This window comes from Rhizobium sp. P32RR-XVIII (genome assembly GCF_012641395.1).
GTDB lineage: Bacteria > Pseudomonadota > Alphaproteobacteria > Rhizobiales > Rhizobiaceae > Rhizobium.
Genome location: NZ_JABAIH010000001.1, coordinates 198124 through 220523 on the forward strand (window position 1 = coordinate 198124; position 22400 = coordinate 220523).

Annotated in this window: 24 protein-coding genes; 4 read left to right on the forward strand and 20 right to left on the reverse strand. The window is 60.7% G+C overall.

Features of this window, described 5'->3' with window-relative positions; all coding sequences use genetic code 11:
* The first annotated feature begins 54 nt into the window (after positions 1-54).
* Positions 55-1641 carry an exodeoxyribonuclease VII large subunit gene (gene xseA, locus HGP14_RS01005; RefSeq protein ID WP_168827984.1) on the forward strand — a complete coding sequence of 529 codons (1587 nt, stop codon included), beginning with the start codon at positions 55-57 and terminating at the stop codon, positions 1639-1641.
* Between the two features lie 40 nt (positions 1642-1681).
* On the opposite strand, the gene HGP14_RS01010 is transcribed toward xseA, so the two are convergent.
* Complete coding sequence (locus tag HGP14_RS01010) at positions 1682-2179, reverse strand: MarR family winged helix-turn-helix transcriptional regulator (RefSeq protein ID WP_168827985.1); 498 nt, start codon at positions 2177-2179, stop codon at positions 1682-1684.
* 81 nt (positions 2180-2260) lie between these two features.
* Here HGP14_RS01010 and HGP14_RS01015 point away from each other — a divergent pair, with 81 nt between their 5' ends.
* Positions 2261-3172: an EamA family transporter gene (locus tag HGP14_RS01015; protein ID WP_168827986.1), complete on the forward strand. Its 912-nt coding sequence runs from the start codon at positions 2261-2263 to the stop codon at positions 3170-3172.
* Here the strand turns inward: HGP14_RS01015 and HGP14_RS01020 are convergent.
* The 5 genes from HGP14_RS01020 to HGP14_RS01040 form a co-directional block, all read right to left on the reverse strand.
* Entirely contained in the window at positions 3120-4373 is a 1254-nt protein-coding gene (locus tag HGP14_RS01020) for an aminopeptidase (RefSeq protein ID WP_168827987.1), read from the reverse strand. The genes HGP14_RS01015 and HGP14_RS01020 overlap by 53 nt on opposite strands.
* A gap of 84 nt (positions 4374-4457) precedes the next feature.
* Positions 4458-4931: a Cys-tRNA(Pro) deacylase gene (gene ybaK, locus HGP14_RS01025; RefSeq protein WP_168827988.1), complete on the reverse strand. Its 474-nt coding sequence runs from the start codon at positions 4929-4931 to the stop codon at positions 4458-4460.
* 2 nt (positions 4932-4933) lie between these two features.
* Positions 4934-5284 carry an ArsC family reductase gene (locus tag HGP14_RS01030; protein WP_168827989.1) on the reverse strand — a complete coding sequence of 117 codons (351 nt, stop codon included), beginning with the start codon at positions 5282-5284 and terminating at the stop codon, positions 4934-4936.
* A gap of 1 nt (position 5285) precedes the next feature.
* Positions 5286-6347: a succinylglutamate desuccinylase/aspartoacylase family protein gene (locus tag HGP14_RS01035; protein ID WP_168827990.1), complete on the reverse strand. Its 1062-nt coding sequence runs from the start codon at positions 6345-6347 to the stop codon at positions 5286-5288.
* A 94-nt stretch (positions 6348-6441) separates the two neighbouring features.
* The gene (locus tag HGP14_RS01040) at positions 6442-7059 is read right to left on the reverse strand and encodes a 2'-5' RNA ligase family protein (protein WP_168827991.1); all 618 of its coding nucleotides are present in this window, start codon (positions 7057-7059) and stop codon (positions 6442-6444) included.
* 197 nt (positions 7060-7256) lie between these two features.
* Here HGP14_RS01040 and HGP14_RS01045 point away from each other — a divergent pair, with 197 nt between their 5' ends.
* Positions 7257-7820 carry a methylated-DNA--[protein]-cysteine S-methyltransferase gene (locus HGP14_RS01045; RefSeq protein WP_168827992.1) on the forward strand — a complete coding sequence of 188 codons (564 nt, stop codon included), beginning with the start codon at positions 7257-7259 and terminating at the stop codon, positions 7818-7820.
* A 68-nt stretch (positions 7821-7888) separates the two neighbouring features.
* Here HGP14_RS01045 and HGP14_RS01050 read toward each other — a convergent pair whose 3' ends face one another.
* From HGP14_RS01050 to HGP14_RS01090, 9 genes are all read right to left on the reverse strand, one after another.
* The gene (locus HGP14_RS01050; protein WP_168827993.1) at positions 7889-8278 is read right to left on the reverse strand and encodes a type II toxin-antitoxin system VapC family toxin; all 390 of its coding nucleotides are present in this window, start codon (positions 8276-8278) and stop codon (positions 7889-7891) included.
* Complete coding sequence (locus HGP14_RS01055; RefSeq protein ID WP_168827994.1) at positions 8265-8540, reverse strand: AbrB/MazE/SpoVT family DNA-binding domain-containing protein; 276 nt, start codon at positions 8538-8540, stop codon at positions 8265-8267. Before HGP14_RS01055 ends, HGP14_RS01050 begins: the two co-directional genes overlap by 14 nt.
* A 91-nt stretch (positions 8541-8631) precedes the next feature.
* The gene (guaA, locus tag HGP14_RS01060) at positions 8632-10194 is read right to left on the reverse strand and encodes a glutamine-hydrolyzing GMP synthase (protein WP_168827995.1); all 1563 of its coding nucleotides are present in this window, start codon (positions 10192-10194) and stop codon (positions 8632-8634) included.
* Positions 10195-10288: 94 nt separating this feature from the next.
* A complete protein-coding gene (locus HGP14_RS01065; protein ID WP_168827996.1) occupies positions 10289-10927 on the reverse strand; it encodes a 5'-methylthioadenosine/S-adenosylhomocysteine nucleosidase in 639 nt (212 codons plus the stop codon).
* Positions 10924-11373, reverse strand: a complete 450-nt coding sequence (locus HGP14_RS01070; RefSeq protein WP_168827997.1) for a PaaI family thioesterase — start codon at positions 11371-11373, stop codon at positions 10924-10926. The genes HGP14_RS01065 and HGP14_RS01070 overlap by 4 nt, the downstream gene beginning before the upstream one ends.
* A 68-nt stretch (positions 11374-11441) precedes the next feature.
* On the reverse strand, positions 11442-12533 hold the full coding sequence (locus tag HGP14_RS01075) for a DUF1513 domain-containing protein (RefSeq protein ID WP_168827998.1): 1092 nt from the start codon (positions 12531-12533) through the stop codon (positions 11442-11444).
* Between the two features lie 2 nt (positions 12534-12535).
* Positions 12536-13630, reverse strand: a complete 1095-nt coding sequence (locus HGP14_RS01080) for an imelysin family protein (RefSeq protein ID WP_168827999.1) — start codon at positions 13628-13630, stop codon at positions 12536-12538.
* Entirely contained in the window at positions 13630-15168 is a 1539-nt protein-coding gene (locus HGP14_RS01085) for a di-heme oxidoredictase family protein (protein WP_168828000.1), read from the reverse strand. The genes HGP14_RS01080 and HGP14_RS01085 overlap by 1 nt, the downstream gene beginning before the upstream one ends.
* A 43-nt stretch (positions 15169-15211) precedes the next feature.
* Entirely contained in the window at positions 15212-16483 is a 1272-nt protein-coding gene (locus HGP14_RS01090) for an imelysin family protein (protein WP_168828001.1), read from the reverse strand.
* Positions 16484-16689: 206 nt separating this feature from the next.
* Between HGP14_RS01090 and HGP14_RS01095 the strand changes: the two genes are divergently transcribed.
* Positions 16690-17202, forward strand: coding sequence for an HPP family protein (locus tag HGP14_RS01095; RefSeq protein WP_168828002.1), 513 nt, complete (start codon positions 16690-16692; stop codon positions 17200-17202).
* A gap of 9 nt (positions 17203-17211) precedes the next feature.
* Here the strand turns inward: HGP14_RS01095 and HGP14_RS01100 are convergent, their stop codons facing one another.
* The 5 genes from HGP14_RS01100 to HGP14_RS01120 form a co-directional block, all read right to left on the reverse strand.
* Positions 17212-18501 (reverse strand): RsmB/NOP family class I SAM-dependent RNA methyltransferase, encoded by a 1290-nt coding sequence (locus HGP14_RS01100; RefSeq protein WP_168828003.1) that lies wholly within the window; start codon positions 18499-18501, stop codon positions 17212-17214.
* Positions 18502-18646: 145 nt separating this feature from the next.
* Positions 18647-19018 (reverse strand): septal ring lytic transglycosylase RlpA family protein, encoded by a 372-nt coding sequence (locus HGP14_RS01105; RefSeq protein WP_168828004.1) that lies wholly within the window; start codon positions 19016-19018, stop codon positions 18647-18649.
* A gap of 399 nt (positions 19019-19417) precedes the next feature.
* Positions 19418-20290 (reverse strand): SDR family oxidoreductase, encoded by an 873-nt coding sequence (locus HGP14_RS01110; protein ID WP_168828005.1) that lies wholly within the window; start codon positions 20288-20290, stop codon positions 19418-19420.
* Positions 20290-21447 carry a tRNA epoxyqueuosine(34) reductase QueG gene (queG, locus tag HGP14_RS01115; protein WP_168828006.1) on the reverse strand — a complete coding sequence of 386 codons (1158 nt, stop codon included), beginning with the start codon at positions 21445-21447 and terminating at the stop codon, positions 20290-20292. Before queG ends, HGP14_RS01110 begins: the two co-directional genes overlap by 1 nt.
* Positions 21448-21459: 12 nt before the next feature.
* Positions 21460-22152 (reverse strand): glutathione S-transferase family protein, encoded by a 693-nt coding sequence (locus tag HGP14_RS01120; protein ID WP_168828007.1) that lies wholly within the window; start codon positions 22150-22152, stop codon positions 21460-21462.
* Between the last annotated feature and the right edge of the window lie 248 nt (positions 22153-22400).

The following is a 22400-nucleotide window of genomic DNA, read 5'->3' on the forward strand; positions in this document are numbered from 1 at the left end:
TCGGCAATCCGATGCTGTGCTGATCTTTCCCTTCGCTTTCGCTAGAAAGAAGGGATGAGCAACGTCTTTGATACCGATTCGCCCACGAACCTGACCGAATATTCGGTCTCCGAACTTTCGGGATCGATCAAGCGCACCGTCGAAACTGCTTTCGATCAGGTGCGGGTGCGGGGCGAAATCTCCGGTTACCGTGGGCCGCATTCATCCGGTCACGCCTATTTTTCGCTGAAGGACGACCGCGCGCGCATCGATGCCGTCGTCTGGAAGGGCACGTTCTCACGGCTGAGGTTCCGTCCGGAAGAGGGCATGGAAGTGATTGCCACCGGCAAGGTCACGACCTTTCCGGGCTCATCGAAGTATCAGATCGTCATCGAAACGCTGGAGCCCGCGGGTGCCGGCGCACTGATGGCATTGCTCGAGGAGCGCAAGCGCAAGCTCGGCGCCGAAGGTCTCTTCGACGCAACGCGCAAGAAGCGTTTGCCATTCATGCCGCAGGTCATCGGCGTCGTGACCTCGCCCACCGGCGCCGTCATTCGCGATATCCTGCATCGCATCTCCGATCGCTTCCCGGTCCATGTCATCGTCTGGCCGGTCAAGGTGCAGGGCGACGGTTCCGGCGCGGAAGTGGCGAACGCGATCCGCGGCTTCAATAGCTTCCAGCCGGGCGGCGAGATGCCGAGGCCGGATGTGCTGATCGTTGCCCGCGGCGGGGGAAGCCTCGAAGATCTGTGGTCCTTCAACGACGAAATCGTCGTACGCGCGGCAGCAGAAAGCGATATTCCGCTCATCTCCGCCGTCGGGCATGAAACGGACTGGACGCTGATCGATTATGCCGCGGATGTACGGGCGCCAACGCCGACCGGGGCTGCTGAAATGGCCGTTCCCGTCAGGGCTGAACTCGAAGCACAGGTTTCGGCGCTTTCAGCCCGTCTTCAAGTCTGCACAAGCCGGCAGATGGACCACCGGCGTCAGTCCGTTCGCGCGCTGATGCGGGCATTTCCATCGCTTGACCAGCTGCTTGCGCTGCCGCGCCGTCGCTTTGACGAGGCGGCCGCCGGCCTTGGCCGCGGGCTGGAACTGAACACCATCAACAAGCGCCGCAGCTTCGAGCGGATCGGGTCGCATTTGAGGCCGGAGGTTCTTTCCAGCCGCATCGTTGAGCGCCGCCAGGTGCTTGCAGAGCGGATGACGCGAGCCGAGCGCATGGTCGAGAGGCTGATCGATCGTTCGAAATCCCGCGTTGCCCGCGCCGATGCCGTCTTTGTTTCGCTGCCGGGGCGCCTGCGGACTCAGACGGCGCGGGTGCGCGACCACCTCGCAAATCTTTCCCGTCACGCTGACACCGCCGTCCGCCATCAGCTGGTACGGGCGAAGGGCGAGCTTGCGGCACACGATCGCGTGCTGCAGTCGCTGTCCTATAAGAATGTCCTGAAACGCGGCTATGCCGTCATCCGGGACGATGACAACCGGCCGGTCTCCCAGGCCGCAGCGCTTTCGCCCGGGGCCGCCATTGCGATCGAGTTCGCCGACGGGAGCGTCGGTGCCGTCACGACCGAAGGCGGCGCGCCACCGCCAGCGCGGAAGCATTCTCCGAAATCGGAAGAGCCGTCCGCTCCGCCGAAACAGGGCAGCCTTTTCTAGCGTCAGGACCCTGTTCGCAAGGGGGCCGCACGCCACCTAACTATTCGAATTTCGCCAGAAATTTGCGGAGCAGGGCGTCGAGCGCCGCCTTTTCTTCATCGCTCAGGTTTTCCGTGAGCCGCTGCTGATTGGCGACATGCGCGCCAACCGCGGCCTCGACCGCTGCAAAACCCTTATCCGTCAACGCGATCAGCACGCTTCGCCGGTCGTCCGGATTGAGAATGCGTTCGGCGAAACCCGCTTTCTCGAGCTGATCGATACGGTTGGTCATCGTTCCGGAGCTCACCATCGTCATCGCCAGCAGATCGCCCGGCGAAAGGCGATAAGGCTCGCCGGAACGCCGAAGCGTCGCCAGCACGTCGAAGGCGGACGATGAGAGTCCATGCTGCAGCAGGACTTGCTCGACCTCGCGGCCAAGATGCGTCGTCAGCCGATTCAGCCGTCCCAGTATGCCCATGGCCTCGACATCCAGGTCCGGCCGCTCGTGCCGCCATTGCGACAGGATTTTATCGACACGGTCCGTTGCTTTTTCATTCATGGGAAAGCGATAGCACGACATCTCTTGACGTCAAGATAAATGAGGCTATTCTATATTTATCTTGACGTAGAGATTCTTGAGATGAAGAAAAGCAGCTTGTATGCGGCCGATGTCGTGGCGACCGCCCTTGCACCGGCAATCTGGGGAAGCACGTATTTCGTGACGACCGAATTCCTGCCTGCAGGTTATCCGCTGACTGTCGCAATGCTCCGCGCTTTGCCTGCCGGTCTTTTGCTGCTTGCCATCGTCCGCCGCCTGCCATCCGGCATCTGGTGGGGCAGGGTCATCATTCTCGGCGCTCTGAACTTCTCGTTTTTCTGGGCGATGCTTTTCGTTTCGGCCTACCGCTTGCCCGGCGGCGTCGCAGCGACGGTCGGTGCGGTCCAGCCATTGATCGTCATTGCGCTCTCTCGCCTTCTTCTTGGACGACCGGTACGGCTGCTGGCGGTCGGTGCGGGGCTGGTGGGTATGGCCGGCGTGGCCCTCCTGGTGCTGACACCCAAGGCTTCGCTTGATCCGGTCGGTGTTGCCGCAGGCCTTGCAGGCGCCGTCTCCATGGCGTTCGGAACGGCGCTGACACGCCGTTGGGCGCCGCCAGTCTCGAACCTCACCTTCACGTCATGGCAATTGACGGCAGGTGGTCTTCTGCTGGTGCCGGTCGCCTTGCTTTTCGAACCGGCGCTTCCGATGCCAACCACGGCAAATGTGCTCGGCATGGCCTATCTGGGATTGATCGGCGCAGCCGTCACCTATGCCTTGTGGTTTCGAGGATTATCGCGGATCGAGCCGTCGGCAGCCGCGTCGCTCGGGTTCTTGAGCCCGATTGTGGCGACGCTTCTCGGCTGGCTGGCGCTTGGCCAGGGCTTGACGCCCGCGCAGGCTCTGGGCTTTGCGCTTGTGCTCGCGAGCGTCTGGATCAGTCAAAGGGCGATGGTGCCTGTCACGCCCATTCTCCCTGACGCATCACCGGAGCCCGCGAGCCGTCCTGCCTGATGCCATCGATATCGACCTTGTCGGAGCCGATCATCCAGTCGATATGGATGAGGCTGGAGTTGCCCCCCTGCGCCTTGATCTGGTCCTGGCTGAGGCTTGCGCCGTCGAGGAAGCACTTCGAGTAGCACTGGCCGAGCGCAATATGGCACGAGGCGTTTTCGTCGAAAAGCGTATTGTAGAACAGAATTCCGCTTGCGGAGATCGGCGACGAATGCGGCACGAGCGCCACTTCGCCAAGACGCCGCGCGCCTTCATCCGTATCCAGCACGTTGTTCAAGACTTCCGCGCCGCGCGAAGCCTTGGCCTCGACGATACGGCCACCTTCGAAGCGGACCTGGATATTGTCTATCAGCGTGCCCTGGTGCGACAGCGGCTTGGTGCTTGACACATAGCCCTCGACGCGCAGCGCATGCGGCGTCGTGAAGACTTCTTCCGTCGGAATGTTCGGGTTGCAGGCGACGCCGTTCTTCGCGACCGAAGAGCCGCCATGCCACTCATGGCCATCGGCAAGGCCAACGGTCAGGTCCGTGCCGGGTCCCCTGAAATGCAGGGCGGCGAAGCGCTGGTCATTCAGCCAGGATGAGCGCTTGGCAAGGTCGGCATTGTGCTCGTTCCAGGCCGCGATCGGATTACCGAGATCGACGCGAGACGCGGCGAAAATCGCCTTCGCGAGCTTGGCAACCGCGATGGATTCCGGATCATCAGGAAACACCACCTTTGCCCAGGATGGGTTCGGGTAGGAAACGATGTTCCAGTTGATGTCGAAGTTCGAAATCTTTTCGAGCGCGGGTTTGTACGCGGCGGAATTGGCCCGGTTGGCGCGGCCGACCTTGTTCGGATCCTGCTCGGAAAGCAGCATTGGGTTGTCGCCGGCAATTGCCAAGCGGGCAGAACCGTTCTGATAGGCTTTCGCCATGCCCTCGTACAGCCAACCGGAGGCGCGGTCGAACCCTTCGTCACTGCCATAGCGATAGCGGGCAAGCATCGTCTCTTCGTCGGAATAGAAGGCCGTCACGAGACCGGCGCCGGCCATATAGGCTTGCTCGGTGATCAGCCGAACCAGAGGCATGGCGACAACCGGCGCAGTTATCACCAAGTCCTGACCTTGCTGAAGATTGAGGCCCACCTTGACCGCGACTTCCGCGAGCTTCTTCAGCTTGACGGGATCGACGGAATTCTGGCTGTGGGGCATGAAGGTCATGGTCGGCTATCTCCTGCAATCAACTCTCAAGATGTCAGACTTAGACCGCTTTGCGGCGGAAATGAAGCTGGACGCTTGATTTGCCTAAGCGATCAGCGGCGCTGCCTTGGCATTCAAGGCTTTCAGGGCATCGCGCGGCGCAAGGCGCACCTGCAATCCCCGCTGGCCGCCGTTCATGTAGACCAAGGGCTCCGCGAGTGCTGCCTCCTCGATTGCCGCTGGAACCAGCTTTTTCTGTCCGAAAGGACTGATGCCGCCGACATGGTATCCCGTCAGCCTCTCGGCATCGGCAGGCTTTATCATGTTTGCAGACTTGCCGCCGAAGGCACCCGCAAGCTTCTTCATGCTGACCTCATGATCGGAGGGGACCACGACGCAGACGGGCCTGCCATCCACTTCCGCCATCAACGTTTTCAGCACCCGATGCGGTTCTTCGCCGAGCGCTTCGGCAGCCTGCAAGCCGACGCGTTCTGCATTCGGATCATAATCGTAGCTATGCACGGTGAAGCTGACGCCCGCTTTTGTGAGAAACTGGGTAGCGCGCGTCGTCTTCGACATTCTTATACCCCGAATTCTGCCGCATAGTTTTCTGGCTTGAAGCCGATCAGCAGCTTGCCGTCCGTTTCCAGAACCGGCCGCTTGATCATCGAGGGCTGCTCGAGCATCAGCCCGATTGCTTTTTCCTTTGTGAGGTTTTCGCGGTCGGCCTCCGGCAGTTTGCGGAAGGTCGTTCCGGCGCGGTTGAGAACCGTTTCCCATCCGGCTTTTTCGACCCATTGCTCCAATCGGGAGCGATCGATACCCACGGCCTTGTAATCGTGAAAATCATAGGCGAGGCCATGGTCTTCCAGCCAGCCGCGCGCCTTCTTCATCGTGTCGCAGTTCTTGATCCCATAAATGGTGGCAGTCATCTTAATCCTCGAGCGTTCCGGCCTTGCGCAACCCCTTACTGGGCTGGTCGCAGGCAATCTTCATCAGGTCCGCACGCCGGCGCACCAGACGATCGGAAACACGTGTGACGATGAGGCCGGCTTGCGGCGCTCGAATTTCGATGCCGCCATCCGCCAGGCCAGGCCGCGTGACGATCGTTGCCAGCAGGTCGCCCTCTGCAACTCTTTCGCCGATATTGCGGTGAAACAGAAGCGCGCCGGATTCCGGCGAGCGGATCATCTCGATATTATCCAGCGGCACTGCTGGGCCGGAGAACGCACCTAGAGAAACTCCGGCGTCTCTGACGATCCCACGGGCAGCGAGGAACCGCCAAAGACCCTCTGCATCCCTCCTAGCCATTTCCGGGTAGACATCGCGTCTGCCGCGAAGCTCCACCGTGACGGAGAGCTTGCCGGGAAGGCGCGCCCGCTTCTCCCCCGGTACTTCATATTTCCAGGCAAAGCCGATTGCCTCCTCGAAGGCCGAGCTTTCGCCATCGGAAAGCAGTACCGCGTCCATCGCCAGAGCGGAGACAAGGTCGCTCGCCTCGGGCCAGAACGCCTCGTCGATATAGGCATACTGCAGGGATTCGTCGTCGCAGTGCAGGTCGAGCACGAGGTCGGCGCCGAGCGCCATATGCATCAGCTGCCGTTTCAGCCGATCGGTCGAGGGATGGCCGTCCAGGTCCTCGATCAGCTCATCCCGGTCCCCGAGCGAAATCAGCGGGAAATCGCGGTTGAAATTGGTCCGCGAGCCAAGGTCGAAGCGGCCCTGCAATTCGCCGAAGTGCGATTGCGCCGCGCCGATCGGATTGGCCTGGGGAACAATCGTGATGTCGCCCGCGATACGTCCAGCCCTTTCCGCTTCGCGCAGCTTCTCGCATAGGAAATGCAGAAGTGCTGTGCCCGGCAATTCATTCGCATGAAGAGCCGCCTGGATATAGGTCTTCGGGCTTTTCGGCTCACTGCCCTTGAATCGCAGCACCGGCACGCGCCACTCGATGCCCGGCGTATCGCCGGGGATGATGATCTCGGAAATATCCACGCTGTTTCACTCCGCAAAAATCTGCTCAACCGAGCTTTATGCGAGTCCGCTGCACCGGCGCAAGATTTTTGGCTCGACTATGCGGCTGTGCCGGCTAGCCGAGCAACGGCCATTCGTCGATCTCTTCGTGTCTGCCTTCGCCGGTGAGGCTGTTGATGAGCACGAATGATTTCGCGGTCCAGACGATCGGCTCCGGCAGAATCGTCTCCGGCACCCGGCGGTAGTCGTAAAGTAAGGTCATATGCGGTTCGAGCTTGGGTCGCACATGCACATCCACGCCGCGATTAAGCAGCGATAGCGCCAACTGGGCATGCAGGGAAAGCACTTCCTGGTGTCCTTCGTCGGCGCGGAGCACAAGCGCGGACTTGCCCTGCCGGAAACTCACGGCACGGCGGAACGCCACCTTGAAGGGACGCATCCGAACGGACGCGGCGGCAGCCAGCCCGTCGAACAGCATGCTGCGCGGAATCTCTTCCCATTGACCGAGGTGGCACAGCGAGACATGGAGCAACCGCTTGGCTCTGGGCTCCTCGCGCAGCCCGAAACGCCGCCGCAAGTCTCCGGCCGTGCGGCGCGCCTGTTCGGCGGCGCGCTCATCCGGGCGCAGCGCGAAATAGACATTGAACGGCTTTCTGGGCGGCGGGCTGCGATCGGGCCGTCCTCCCCCTGATGGCGGCTTGAAACCGAATTCGTTCTGACTTTGGAGTTCCATTGGCAACCGGCATCTGCCGTCTCTCTTGAAGGCACGAAACCTACCAAGGGCGGCATAGATTGACAAGAACAAAAAGCGAACAAGTAATCCGAAAACTGTTATAAATGGCGCTGCCGATAAGGGCGAGCGCAAGAATCGGGTTGAACCTTGGATGCCGCCATACGATCTTCAGGGTAGGCAATTATGGAGGTTGCGTCATGACCGAGGCAACGCATCACTACTGCATTTTCGAGACGGCCGGTGGCTATTGCGGCATTGCATGGAGCGCGGCCGGCATCACCCGGTTTCAGCTTCCGACGAAGGCGGCAAATTCCACCGAGCATCTGTTGTTGAAGCGCCTGCCTTCGGCCGCAAGCGCTCATCCGCCGGCGTCGGTGGCGGAGACGATCGAGGCCGTGAAACGCTACTTCGCCGGTGAGACCGTCGATTTTTCAGACGTGACGGTGGATTTGTCCAACCAGGATGAATTCTTCCGGGAAATCTATGAGGCCGCCCGCTGTGTCGGCTGGGGCAAGACCACGACCTATGGAACGCTCGCCAAGGAGCTGGGCCGCGGACCGGAAGCGGCGCGCGATGTCGGTCAGGCCATGGCCAAGAATCCGGTGGCGCTGATCATTCCCTGTCACCGTGTGCTCGCCGCAGGCGGCAAGATCGGCGGCTTTTCGGCGCCGGGCGGCTCGAATTCGAAGGCGAAGATGCTCGAGCTCGAAGGGGTGCGCCTGGCCCCGCCGGAACCAGCGCAGCAATCCTTGGGATTTTAGGTGGGAGGACCATCACTCCCACGAACAAAGCGTAGGAGCGCCAATGAACGCGTCTCAACCGATTATCTTCAGGCTTCCCGGACAGTCGCATAGCCGGCGGCTTGGGCCGCCTTTATGAATTTGCGGTCGAAGGTAATGAACTCTTCGCAATGGACCGCTTTGGTAAGGTGTAGGGCATCGGCAAAATCCATGCCTCGTTCGGTGCGACCGAACGCGGCCACGACGATGCTGGCTTCCTCGATCGTCACCGTGGGCAGGCCGCAAAAGGCGCGGAGCGCACGAATGACATCCGATCGAGCGTAGTTGTAGGTGCTGCGCAGTACCCATTCGACTTCCAGTATCACCGTTACGGTGATGAAGACGGCTTGTCCGTCTACGATTTCACGAGCACGGGAAGATTGCGCCGGATGATCGCCGGTGAGGTACCGGACGATGAGATTGGTATCAATCGCGATCATGGCGACGGCGGGCTTCGGCCAACACGCCGGCTTCCATTTCTTCCAAGGTTTTCGGCTCACCACTGAAAGGAAGCATGCCAAACACTTCCTCCGGCTGGGTGGAAGAGAAGGCCGGTGCCTGCCTTAACAGCACGCCCTCGGGAGTTTCCTCGACAATCAGACGAGTACCTGCCTCCCACTCCCGCCGCTGGCGCACAGCTTTGGGAAGAATGACCTGTCCCTTGGTAGAGACGGTGGTGATGAGCTTTTCAGACTGGGCCATCGATCTTTATCCACGCGGTAAGACGATGGTAAGATACTCATGATCGCCATGCTATTCAAGGTGGCGATCATTAGCTCCTGAAGCTACACTCTCACTCCCACTCGATCGTGCCCGGTGGTTTCGACGTCACGTCGTAGACCACGCGGTTGATGCCGCGGACTTCGTTGATGATGCGGGTCGCGGCGCGGCCGAGGAATTCCATGTCGTAGTGATAAAAATCCGCCGTCATGCCGTCGACCGAGGTGACGGCCCGCAGCGCGCAGACGAATTCGTAAGTGCGCCCGTCGCCCATGACGCCGACGGTCTGTACCGGCAGCAGCACGGCGAAGGCCTGCCAGATCGCGTCGTAGAGCCCGGCCTTGCGGATTTCGTCGAGATAGATGGCGTCGGCTTCGCGCAGGATGTCGAGCTTTTCGCGGCTGATGCCACCCGGGCAGCGGATCGCGAGGCCCGGGCCGGGGAACGGGTGGCGGCCGATGAACGAGTCCGGCAGGCCGAGCTCCTTGCCAAGCACGCGCACCTCATCCTTGAAAAGTTCTCGCAGCGGCTCGACGAGCTGCATCTTCATGCGCTCCGGCAGGCCGCCGACATTGTGGTGCGACTTGATGGTGACCGATGGACCGCCGGTGAAGGAAACGGATTCAATCACGTCCGGATAGAGCGTGCCTTGGCCGAGGAAGTCGGCGCCGCCGAGCTTCTTGGCCTCTTCCTCGAAGGTCTCGATAAAGAGGCGGCCGATAATCTTGCGTTTGGTTTCCGGATCGCTGACGCCTTCGAGTTCGCCGATGAACTTGTCAGACGCATCGACGTGCAGGAGATGCAGGTTGTAGTGCTCGCGGAACATGGCGACCACGTTGGCCGCCTCGTCCTTCCGCATCAGGCCGTGGTCAACGAGGATGCAGGTCAGCTGGTCACCCACGGCCTCGTGGATCAGCAACGCGGCAACCGAGCTGTCGACGCCGCCCGATAGGGCGCAGATGACGCGCTTGTCGCCGACCTGCTTCCGGATCTCGTCCACCGCCTTCTGGCGATAGGCGGACATCGACCAGTCGCCCTTGATGCCGGCGATGTTGTGAATGAAGTTGCCGATCAGCTTGGCGCCATCAGGCGTGTGCACGACCTCAGGGTGGAACTGCACGCCGTAATACTTGCGCTTCTCGTCGGCGATGAAAGCGTAAGGAGCGTTCGGCGACGTCGCAACGACTTCGAAGCCGGCCGGCAGCGCGGTGACGCGGTCGCCATGGCTCATCCAGACCTGATGGCGGGAACCCTTCGACCAGAGGCCTTCGAACAGCTTGCTGTCCTCATCGACCTCAAGGAAGGCGCGGCCGAATTCGCGATGATGGCCGCTCTCGACCTTGCCGCCGAGCTGCATGCACATCGTCTGCTGGCCGTAGCAGATTCCGAAAACCGGCAGGCCGCTGTCGAAGATGATATCAGGCGCGCGCGGCGAACCTTCGTCCACCGTCGAAGCCGGGCTGCCGGACAGGATCACGGCTTTCGGCTGGAGGCGCTTGAAGCCCTCTTCGGCGGACTGGAAGGGAACGATCTCGCAATAGACGCCCGCTTCGCGCACGCGGCGTGCGATCAGCTGGGTTACCTGGCTGCCGAAATCGACGATGAGAACACTGTCGGGATGTGCTGTCTGGGTCATGGCGAGCCTTTAATGAAAAGCACCCGTTCTTGCAATGCACGAAATCCGCCGAGCCGGGATTTTATTGTCCTGATTGTCCCTGTTTTAAAGGGTTTCAGAACCAGAAGACGCCGTCCTCCAGAGCCGTGAACAGGCCGTCGACGGCATAGGAGAGCTTGCGGTCGATAACATGCAGATATTCGGTCCATCCGGAGATATGCTGCAATTCCTCGACGCCGTCGGAAATTCCCCGAAGCCCGATCAGCGGTAGCTTGTAGCCTTGGCAAGCGCGCAGAATCGCGAAGGTCTCCATATCGACCATATCGGCGGCAATATTCTTGTAAGCGGGGCCTGAGACAACATTGGCGCCTGTCGAAAGGCTAGCCTCGGGAATGCCGGGAATGCGCAGCGGCAGATCGAGGACCGCCGGAAGGTCGAGGAACGGCGTACGGCCCTTCTCGAAGCCGAGCGGCGACGCATCCATATCGCGGTAGGAAACCGAGGAAACCTGGTAAATTTCCGTCTGCTCCAGCGTCGCGGAACCTGCCGAGCCGAGCGAGACGACAAGCTGCGGCAGGTCGTCGGCAGCATCGAGCCGGCTAAGCGTCTTCGTCATCGCGACAGCGGCCTCGACGGGACCGACACCTGTCATCAGCGGTTCGAAGCGGGAGCGCAGGAAGGGACCGTATTCCGCTTCCGCCGCCATGACGAAGAGGATGGACTTGCCGGCGACCGACTTCAATTCGAATTTCATCCTGTAATTCCCTCTCTGCCGCGGACGACCATCATCGTCCCGGTCATGGATGCGATCAGTTTTGCCGGGCCATCGCCGATTGCGTAACCGCGACCGTCGGCCACGATGATGTTGGAGCCGGGCTTCGTTATCTCGCCGCGAAACAGAAAGCGCTCGCCGCGCCCAGGTGACATCAGATTGACCTTGAACTCGATCGTCAGGATCGACGCATCGGGGTCGATGACACTATAGGCCGCAAAGCCGCACGCACTGTCCAGCGCCGCTGAAATGATGCCGGCGTGGAGTATACCATGCTGCTGTGTGAGCTTCACGTCGAAGGGTAGCTCGATTTCCACCACGCCGTGCTCGACGCGCGTCAGCTCTGCACCGATCGTTTCCATCGCCCGCTGGCGGGCAAAGTTTTGACGGATGCGCTCGCGAAAATCGCCGCTGTCCCTAATGCTCATGCACTTGCCTCCTTGCGATGGCGAAAGTGGCACGCCGTGCCGGATTCGACAAGGATGCGGCGGCTCGCTCACGCGCGTTCCGGCGCAATCATGGCGATGTGTTGATCCCAGGCAACGTCGCTATGTGTCGCAAGGAAGTTCCCGTCGTAGGCGGAAACCGCAAATCCATGCTGCGCTGGCGCGATCCCCGCAGCGTCGGAGATGATTTCCTCGGCCACTACGCTACCGGAACGGGCGTCGATCGTCACGAAAGCTCCTTTCGGCGATGTGATGCCGACAAGGCCATCCTTTCGGTTGACCGCGATCGCGCCGACGTAGTTGCCAAGCCGGCGGGTCGTTTCTTCCGGCAAGTCGACGAAAGTCAGTTCCTCGCCTTTGGCGAAGCGGCCGACAAGCGGCGGCAGGTCGTTGCGATGACCTTCATATTGGCACGCGAACCAGACACGGCCGTCGGCATCGATATCGACATGGCGGGTCGAAAGCGCCGACAATTGTTTAGGCAGCACGTGCTTTTCGATCAGCGTGCCGCTCGCAGCATCGACCAGTGTCAGCGAGGGCTGCATATTGCCGAGATTGAGCTTTGCGCGGCCGAAATCGGGATGGGTCTCGATACCGCCATTGGCGACGATGAGCCAGCGCCCGTCATCGGAGACTGTCATATCGTGGGGGCCAATGCCGTAAGTTTCGAACTCGCCGATCCGGCTGAACCGGTTCGTCGCATCGTAGACACCAATCATGCCGCGGTTGCCGTCGAAATCGTTTTCGCTGGCATAGAGCAACCGGCCGTCCGGCGAAAAGGTGCCGTGTCCGTAGAAGTGACGGCCTTCGACCGAGGTAATGACGATCGGCTCGGCGTTGTTCCGGGGATCGAGGATCATGGCAAAGGTGCCGGGGCGGCGGGCGAATGCAACCGTCTTGCCGGTGACAGGGCTGAATGCCATGCCGTGGGCGCGCGCAGGCAGCTCAACCTGGTCGATGATCTCGCCGCGCTCGGTCACGGTGGCGACCGCAAAAGAGCCCTTCGCTGTGCGGATGCCTGAGGCATAGACCGCATCAGCACGCTCAAGCGCGAGAAGCCCGCGCGGCTGCAATGCAGCGAGAAAACCGAACCCAGCCGCCTTGACGAAAGCGCGCCGGTCGATCTGGCCGCTCCGCCACATCCTCAGTCTCCGTCGGAGAACGAGAAGCCGGCCGAAAGGCCGATCGCTCCGCCATACTGGTCGCTGATAGCCGTGATCAGCTCGCGGCTATCAGCGAGAAGCGCATCGAGCTTGGCCTTCTCGGGCTCGCTGGTTGCAACTTCGATGTCAGGATTGAGCTTCGGCACCGTGTCGAGCAACGTCTTGAAATCCGCCTCGATGGCATCGGCAACGGGCTTGTTGTCCGCCGGCAGAAGCTCGGCCATTCCGGCCTTCTGCCAGAGCGTGCGCAGACCCTCGAGGTTTGCCGCCATGGACTTCCAGGTGTTTTTCGAGCGCCAGTAAATGGCCATGCGCGGACGCGGCGCCGTGTCCTTGCCCTTGTAGAACTGCTCGAGCCGCTGATCGCGGACGGTCTCCGCGCCGTGAACGAGAATGCCGAGCAGCGCCGTCACCGCCTCTTTGTTGTCCATGAAGTCTTCACTTTGCGGGCCGGGATGCTTCCAGCTTGCCTGCACGCCATCCGGCTTCTCCCAGGCCGCGACGACTTCGCCTGCCTCACGCTGGATATTGCCTGCGACAGCCGCGCCATATTGGCAACGGAAGCCGTTCTTTTGCCCGACAAGCTCGTCGGAGCCATTTCCGTAAAGCACATATTCAAGCGCCGTCAGGCCCTGCACGGCAACGCTCTTTCCGGCGATCGCGTCAACCGTAGCATCCTTTGGATCGGCCTTGGCAATCAGCGCCTGCACCTGCTTGAGGCCGAGGCCCTTGCGGTCTGGAAAGAAAAGAACGTGCTCGAAAAGATTGTCCTGCATCACGGGGCCGGTTTGCACGATCTCTATGATCGACCAATAGCGAACCGTATCGTCGAAAGCGGATTTGGCTTTATCCAGGGTCTGCTGCGTCCCGCTATCGCAGAGGTCCTTCATCGCCGTCGTCAGGCGTGCCGCGGATTGCTGCATGTTGCGGTAGCCGGGACGGATCACCTCGTCGACGGCGCGCGCCATGACGCTTTGGACTGCTTCGTCGGCAAGTCCTGCGGGCGGCGCCGCGGTCTGTGCCGTCGCCGATGTCGCGAGAAAAAGCGAGAGCAGGAGAGGTTGCCAAAGGCGCATTACAGGGACTCCAGGAATCTGATCAGGGCCTCTCTATCGTCTTTCGGTAGAGAGGAGAATGCATCGCGGGCGTTTTCGGCTTCTCCGCCATGCCAGAGGATCGCCTCGGTGAGATTCCTGGCGCGGCCGTCGTGAAGAAAAAAGCTGTGTCCGCTGACAGTCTGGGTCAGTCCTATACCCCATAGCGGCGGCGTGCGCCATTCACGTCCGCTTGCAACGCCGACTTGCTGGCCATCGGCAAGGCCCTCGCCCATGTCGTGCAGCAGGAAATCCGAATAGGGCCAGATGAGCTGGAAAGACTGGGCTTTTTCGACCGTGTCCCGGCGTGTGACGAACTTGGGCACGTGGCAGGAAATACAGCCGGAGCGGTAGAAAAGCTCCTTGCCTCTGAGCGTCACCGGGGAGCTTGCCTTTCGCCGGGCAGGCACCGCAAGGTTGGCGGAGTAGAAAGTGACGAGGTCGAGGATCGGCCCGGGAGCCTCCTCGTTGCCAAGCCGTTGCTGCACACCGGAGGGCATTTCCTGGCACTTCGTCTCCGCCTTCGTGCAATCGCCGTGAGCGTCCGGCCGGTCGGGAGTGGAAATGCCGATGTCGCCCGAGAAAGCGTCGGCGTTCTGGTCGCGCACCGTTGCATTCTGTGCCTTCCAGCCAAAGCGGCCAAGGGCGATATTGCCGGTGCGATGATCCCGAACGATGGCCGCCCTTCCGGAGATACCGTTGCTATCTTTATCATCGGGATCGGCATGCACCAGGATGTCGGCAGCCGGAATCGCTTCGATGAGGCCGAGGCCGATCATCGGCGGCGCGACGCGCGGTGATATCGTCGTTGCCGGATCGAGCGGACCATAGGCAAGGTCCTTGACTTCGTAGCTCGGCGCCCGCAGCGAGATCGTCTCGCCGCCGGCAAGAGTCACGGCTTTTTCCGTATAGCGCATGGCCATCTTGCCTTCGGCGGCAAGGCCGGGAACGGCAAGGTCCTGCAGCTGGTGCCCATAGACAGGGTCGGGAAAGTTCACCGTCTCGGCATTGGCGACGGCTCTCTCTTCCTCGGCCGTCGTCGGTGCCCGCGCAAGGCGCAGGAACATCGAGGTCGCGCTGACGCCGCCTTCGGGAGGCTTGCCGCGTCCGTCATTGACATGGCAGCTCATGCAGGAGCGGGCGTTGAAGAGCGGACCGAGGCCATCGGAGGCCTGTGTCGAAGAAGGGGCGGAAACCCACAGTTTCTTGAAGAGCGCGTTGCCGAGCTTGAAGTCCTGTTCCTCTTCGAAGGGGATATTGGCCGAGATATGCGAAAAGCTGTCCTGTGTGACAGGATCGATCGAGGTCGCAGCTCCCGCCTGCATCGCCTCATAGGGCTCGGCTTTGGAAAAATCGTTCGTCGGGCGCGTTACGGTTTCAACGCGTCTCAGATCGGTATCTGAAAGATCGGCGCGCCTTGCCGGTAGATCGAAGCCGGCGGCAAGGGCCACCGGCAGACCGGCAAGCGTCGCGAGAAGCGCCACGCTGAAATAGAGACGGCGAGCCGGGTCATGCGGCATTTCGGTGTCCGGGCCGCCCTGCGTCAGGACGGCCCGCCTTTGCTTATTGGAAGACGGCGTTAGGATTGTCCAGGCTGTCGGAACCTTCAAGCTGCACCGTACCGAGGTTGAGCGCAGCAATCACGCGCTGGATAGACTTCGTCTGGTCAATCAGGCCATCGATGGCCGCCTGGACGGCGGCGTTGCCTTCCTTGTTGCCCTCGGCGATCATCTGATCGTATTTCTCGACGGTCTCGCCACGCTTTGCCATTGCATGCATGGCATCGAGCGTCGTGTTGAGCTTGCCGGTCATCTCGGTGTCGAGCTCCTTGTCCTTGGCGGCAACGAGGTCGTGCAGCGACGGGCCGGTCAGCTTCGTGCCGTCGACGCGGGTATATTCGCCGGTGTAGGCGGCAGCGACGCCGATCGCGTCGTTGAGATGCGAATTGTAGGTGTTGTCCGAGAAGCAATCGTGTTCTTCTTCCGGATCATGCAGCAACAGGCCAAGCTTCATGCGCTCGCCAGCCAGCTCGCCGTAGGAAAGCGAACCCATGCCGGTCAGGATGGCGGTGAGGCCGGCCGTCGGGTTTTCCTCGACATGCTTGGTAGCAGCGCCATCGGGAGCCCAGTTGTCGGTCATTTCCTGAAGGTCGGAAACGAGCAGCGTGGAAGCGGACTTCAGGTAGTCGGCGCGGCGATCGCAATTGCCGTGGGTGCAATTCTTGAGGTCGTAGTCGGTTGCCGGGCGTTCGCCGGCCCCCGCTCCCGTGCCATGCAGGTCCTGACCCCAGAGCAGGAATTCGATGGCGTGATAGCCGGTGGCAACGTTCGCGTCGACGCCGCCTGCCTCCCGCAGCGTGCCCGAAAGGAATCCCGGGGTCAGCTTGGAGGCATCGACGTCCTTGCCGTCGATTTTGATCGTTTTGTTGCCGATGACGTTCGCGACATAGAGCGAGTTCTCGTCGCTCTCGGTGCCGTAGGAGGCGTCGACATAGTCGATCAGGCCTTCGTCGAGCGGCCAGGCGTTCACCTTGCCCTCCCAATCATCAACGATCGGATTGCCGAAACGATAGACTTCCGTCTGCTGGTAGGGAACGCGCGCCTTGATCCAGGCATCCTTGACGGCCTGCAGCGTCGTGTCGTTGGGTGCCTTCAGAAAAGCGTCGATGGCCGCGTCGAGCGCCTTGGCGGTCGTGAGCGAGTCCTCGTACTTGGCATGGGCGACTTCGGCGTAGTGTTTGACGACAGCTGCGGCGTCGGTGCCAAAAGCCTGGGTGGCGGATAGGGGCACTGCCGCCAGCGCCAGTGCGGCGCAAAAATGCTTGTTGAGCTTCATGGTCCTCTCCTGTGACGGAACTCCGTCTGAATTGCCAAAGCCTCTTCGCGCAAAACTAAACTTGTGTCAAATACTCTAGTTTAGAACGGTTTTAAGTATGGAATTTTTGAAAAAGCCTTTGCTTCGAAAGAACTTTGCTTGGAAAGAGGCAATGAGCTGGTCTATTAACGGGCAATTGCTTAATTCTTGATCTGGATCTCGCCTGCATGCGCCGCCATCTCCGGCATTATCTCCATCGTCATGAACCCAAGGGCCACGCCCACCATCACCTGAAATCCGGTGTCGGAGCTGTCATCGGCATGCTCTCGGTGGGTGCGCTTACAGTCGCAACCGGTATTCCGCTCCTGATCGCGCCGTTCGGCGCCAGTGCCGTTCTGCTTTTCGGCCACCCGAAAAGCGCGTTCGCGCAGCCTGCCAATGTCATCGGCGGCTATCTGCTGGCAGCGCTGGTCGGCGGCCTGGCAGTATTCTTGTTCCCCGGCCTGTGGTGGGCAGCGGCTATCGCTGTCGGGCTGTCGATCGCGGGTATGCTGCTTCTGCGGGTTACCCATCCGCCCGCCGGCGCTGTGCCCCTGGTGGCCTTCGGCTCGCATCTGGGCGGACCGACACTTTTCCTGATCGTATTTTTCGGCGGTATTCTGCTGGTCACGATCGCTGTGGTCCACCACTTCATACCGCCACGGCATCAATATCCGCTGCGTGCGCCCGAGGCGCCCTAAGCCCCGATCCTAGGCTTTCCGCTGCATCCGGCAGAAAAAGAAACCATCGGTGTCGGTCGAGGCCGGCGTCAGGGTGATGGTCTCGTTGTCGGGTGAGCGCGGACGCGGTGCATCCTTGCCGAAGAGGTTGTCCCAAGCGGGCAACGCACTGACAATCGAGAACTCCGGGTTCTCCGTGGTGAAACGGCGCACCTGCTCCTCATTCTCCTGCGGCAGCACCGAGCAGGTCACGTAAACGAGCTCTCCGCCCGGACGTACGAAGGCGCTCGCCTGTTTCAGCGCGTCCTGCTGCTGATGGGTGCGCTCGTCGAGGTTCCGTGCCGTCAACCGCCACTTGGTATCCGGACGGCGGCGCCAGGTTCCGGTTCCCGTACAGGGTGCATCGACGAGCACCTTGTCGCAGCGCGCGCGCAGGCTCGAAAGCGCCTTTGCGTCGTCATGCACCTGGACGTTGCGTGTGCCGGCGCGCTTCAGGCGCTCGATGATGGGAGCAAGGCGTTTGCGATCGGCGTCATAGGCGTGCACCTGACCCTTATTGTGCATCGCCGCCGCCATGGCGAGCGTCTTGCCGCCGCCACCAGCGCAGTAATCGAGCACCTGTTCGCCATCCCTGGGCAACACGAGGTCCGCAACGATCTGCGAGCCCTCGTCCTGAACTTCGAACCAGCCTTTCTGGAACGAAAGCTCTGCTGTGACGTTCGGCAATCTCGAGGCGCCTTCGCCGGCGGGAATCCGGATACCGTAGCGAGCGATCCGCGCCTCATGCGCGCCGGCTCTTTCAAGCGCCTTGACCGCCTTTTCGCGGCTGGCCTTCAAGATATTGGCGCGCAGATCGAGTGTCGGACGCGCCGCAAGAGCCTGCGCTTCGGCAAGCCAGCTATCGCCAAAGGCAGTTTCGAAGGAGGCTTGAACCCACTCGGGAATATCACCTTGGACATGGGAAGGTGCCGAAGAAAGAGAGCGATTAACGAAGGCGGCGAGAGAGGCATCGGGCAGGGCAGGCGGTGCGAACTTGTCGTCTGCGAGTTCTGCGGCGAGCGTTTCCGGCGTAAAACCCCACTGGCGGAACATGACGGCGTAGGCGGCTGCCAGCGCGCTGTCATCATCCATCAGGAAAGCATGCGAAAGGCGCATGCGCAACGCGTCGTAGACGATGTTGCCGATTGCGGCGCGATCGCCGGAACCGGCGAAACGATGCGCAAGGCCCCAGTCCTTCAGCGCATCGGCGACAGGTCTCTTGCGTTGATCGATCTCCGCAAGAACCGAAATCGCCCCTTCGAGGCGGCCACCCAAACGCATTCACAAGTCTCCCGTTGCCTTCGGCTTGTGAACGATCCGCGGGAAGCGTGACAGACGCTGCAGACAGCTCACAAGTCTCAACCGCGTGGTAGCCGCGATTGACGGGAAGAGCAAGCGCTGGCCCGGTTTGGCCAGCTATAACGCTTTAGCCAGCGCTGGCGACGACTTCGTAGCACACCTTGGCGGTGCCCGAGCTTACCATGCCGATGTTCTGTGCGGCGGCACGGGAAAGGTCGAGGACACGGCCTCGAATGAATGGACCGCGATCATTGACGCGAACGATGACGCTGCGGCCATTGTTGCGGTTGGTAACTCTAAGCTTGGTGCCGAAGCGGAGCGAACGGTGTGCGGCAGTTAAAGTGGCAGGATTCATACGTTCGCCAGACGCTGTTTTGGAATGCAGTGCGTACCACGAAGCACCACCACAGCCGGCTGCAGCAAATCCCTCAGCAGGAAGCATGAAAGAAGAAGCGGCAATAGCTACGGTGGTGATAATAGAACGGCTGATATTCTTCAAAACGGATAACCCCTCAACTGTTGAACTTGCGCCCTTTCAGGCGGTGGGGGCTTAAATCCGGGCAAAAGTGGCGAAAAAGGGCCTCGCCTAATCACGGACTGTTACAGTCTGTAACATTTGGTATTTATTTGAAAACAACCCAAAAATGGTCCGGCTATGCAAAAAGTAGAAAAAAGATAAGAAAATCAGTTAGAATTGGAACGAATTTTCTTCCTAATCCCCGGCATGGCGGGATGTTGTCGCAGTAACAAAAATAAATTTTCGAGTTTGCCGCATTTGCTGCCTCATTTCAGCAAATTCAGAGGCCGTTAACCATAAATGGAAGCGAAATTTTGATTGCTAAAATTCGAAAGTAGGAAATTTCTACTCTTTTGGAGTGGCCGGAATAACTCACTCAGGTTAACCCCGCCACGTGCCGCCTTGCCACAGCTGCGCGAGCGACATGGGATAGTTCGGGAAGGCAAAAGCAAAACCTGCGGCCTTCAACTTTGCGTTCGAAACGCGCTTGTTCTCGCCATAGAAGGAGCGTGCCATCGGCGTCAGTTCGGCGGTTTCGAAGGGCTGCTCCGGCGGCGGTTCGACGCCCATTAGGCGCGCCGCCTCGACGATGACATCCTGCGGCGGGCCAGGGAGGTCATCCGTGATATTGTAAATGCCGCCGAGGGAGCGGTCTGCGAGATAGCGCGCCGATGCGCCGATATCCTCGACGCGAATGCGATTGAAAACCTGATCCTTCTTGATCAGGCGTCGAGCAGTGCCTCGATCCAAATTGACGAAAGCATTGCGGCCCGGACCGTAAATGCCCGAGAGGCGCAATACGGCGGCGGGTATGCCGAGGTCTTTGCCCAAATTCAGCCACGCATCCTCGGCCTCAAGTCGTTCCTTCGATCGTCCGGAAACCGGGAGGCAGACCGTCTCCTCGGTCACCCACCCGCCTTTGTGGTCGCCGTAGACGCCGACGGTCGAAAGATAGCCGATCCACTGCAGCCCTGGCATCATTTCGTCGACCCAACAACTGGCAAGATTGATCAGCGGGTCTCCGGCTTCTCTCGGCGCGATCGATTGTACGAGATGCGTCACGCCCTGCATGGCATGAAGCAAGTCCTTGCCGATCGTTTCACCGTCGAAGACGAAGGCTTCGATGCCCTGGCTGCGGAGCGTCTCAGCCTTGTCGGCCGATCTTGTCGTGCCGGAAATGCGGACATCTGCTCCTGCAAAGGCCTTGGCGATTGCTGTGCCGGAATAACCGCAGCCGAAGATCATCACATGCATTATACCACCCCCACCAATTGCCACTCTGCAAGCACGGTGGCATCTGTCTCATCCGGCCTTCGGGCCGCAAAGGCTGCGAATTCATCCGGCGCCATCAATCGCGAAAGCGCCCATATTGCCATGCCGCGGACAGCAGGCGAAGCGTCGCCCGCCAGCCGCCGGCATTGATCGACAAAATCGCGGTCGCCGGAATTGCCGGCCGCGATCAAAACGTTGCGTATGAAGCGGTCCCGGCCGATGCGCTTGATCGGCGAGCCGCTGAAGAAGCTTCGGAACGCTGCGTCGTCCAGCGTCAGCAGAAAGCCGATCGACGGCTCTTTCAAGTCGTCGCGCGCCTGCAACTTCATTTCGGACGCCGAAGCGGCGAACTTGTTCCATGGACAGACCGCAAGACAGTCGTCGCAGCCATAGATCCGGTTGCCGATCAGCGGCCGGAATTCCGGGTCGATCGGGCCTTTGTGCTCGATGGTGAGGTAGGAGATGCAGCGTCGGGCATCAATCTGATATGGCGCAGGGAAGGCTGCGGTCGGACAGACGTCGAGACAGGCACGGCAAGAGCCACAGTGGTCGTGCTCCGGCTCATCTATATTGAGATCGGCTGTCGTGAACATCGAGCCGAGGAAGAGCCAGGAGCCGTGACTGCGGCTGACCAGGTTGGTGTGTTTGCCCTGCCAGCCGAGGCCGGCGGCAGCCGCGAGCGGTTTCTCCATCACCGGCGCGGTATCGACAAAGACTTTCACGTCAGCTCCCGCCCGCGCCGCAAAGCGCGTCGCGATTTCCTTGAGCCGTCCTTTGATGACATCGTGGTAGTCGCGATTGCGCGCATAGACAGAGATTGCAGCCTTGTCCGGCTTTTCCAGAACATCGCGCGGATCCTCGTCGGGGCCGTAGTTGAGGCCGAAGACGACGATGGACTTTGCATCGCTCCATAGCGTCAGGGGATCAGCGCGGCGCTCCTGCGTGTCCGCCATCCATTCCATTGTACCGTGACGGCCGGCATCGATGAATTCGCGAAGCCGCCCTTTCGCTTCCGGAATCGAATCCGGCCGGGTGATGCGACAGAGATCGAAGCCGAACGCTGCCGCCTCCGCGCGAACGAAGGCGGTCAGATTGTCGCGGCGCTTGCGCTCTTTGTCGTCTGCTATCCGTTCGGGCATCGGAAGCCCTCGTCAGAAATCCAGGTCTGCGTAGTGGGAGACCGGTGTCAGTCCGCGCACCCGCTCCGCCAGAAGCGGGCGGAAGGACGGCCGTGACTTCATCCGCTGGTACCAATCCTTGGCGATCGGCGATTCCGTCCAGTCGATCTCGCCGAGATAATCGAGGATCGATATCGAAGCGGCCGCGGCGAGATCGGCATAGCTCATGCGATCGCCGGCCAGCCACTGCCGCGAACCCGCGAGCCAGGTCAGGTATTTCATGTGCTGGCGTATGTTCGCCCGGGCCGTACGCAGGATCTTCGAATCCGGTGCGCCGCCGCCCTGGTCTGCGCTCATCTGCAGCTTATAGACCCGCTCCCGCGCCAGGGGCCGGGTTACGTCCGTCTCCATCTTCTGCATGAACCACTCGGCGAGGCGGCGGATCTCCGCTCGCTGGAAAGGGTCCTCCGCAAGAAGCCGCCGGTCGCGTTTCAGCACGCCATGCGTTTCGTCGAGATATTCGGAGATTACCGTGGCGCCGCATAGCGCCCGCATGCTGTCGTCCACGTAAACGGGCAAGGTACCCGCCGGATTGAGCGCCAAAAAGTCGCGCCGCTTGTCCCAGGTCTGCTCTTCCACGAGTTCGACCTGGTAACCGTATTCTGCAAGTACCAGCCGGATGAACCGGGAGGCTGTGGAGATGGGGTGATGATAGAGTACTGGCATTTATCCGTTCAGCTGCCTTTTTGGCGTTTTGGCGATTGTCTCCCTTATTAAACTCCTAACAATCAGAGTTTAAAAAAGATATAGGAACGCATGATCGGTTCAACCGCGTATCAAGGTTCGGAGACCAAGCTTACCCCTTCCCCGCCGGCAAACATGGATTTTTATGCCCTTCCGATGGATACCGGCCTTTTTTCGCCACGCCACTGACTAAAGAAGACGGGAACCGTCTCGAGCGACGTAACCGCATT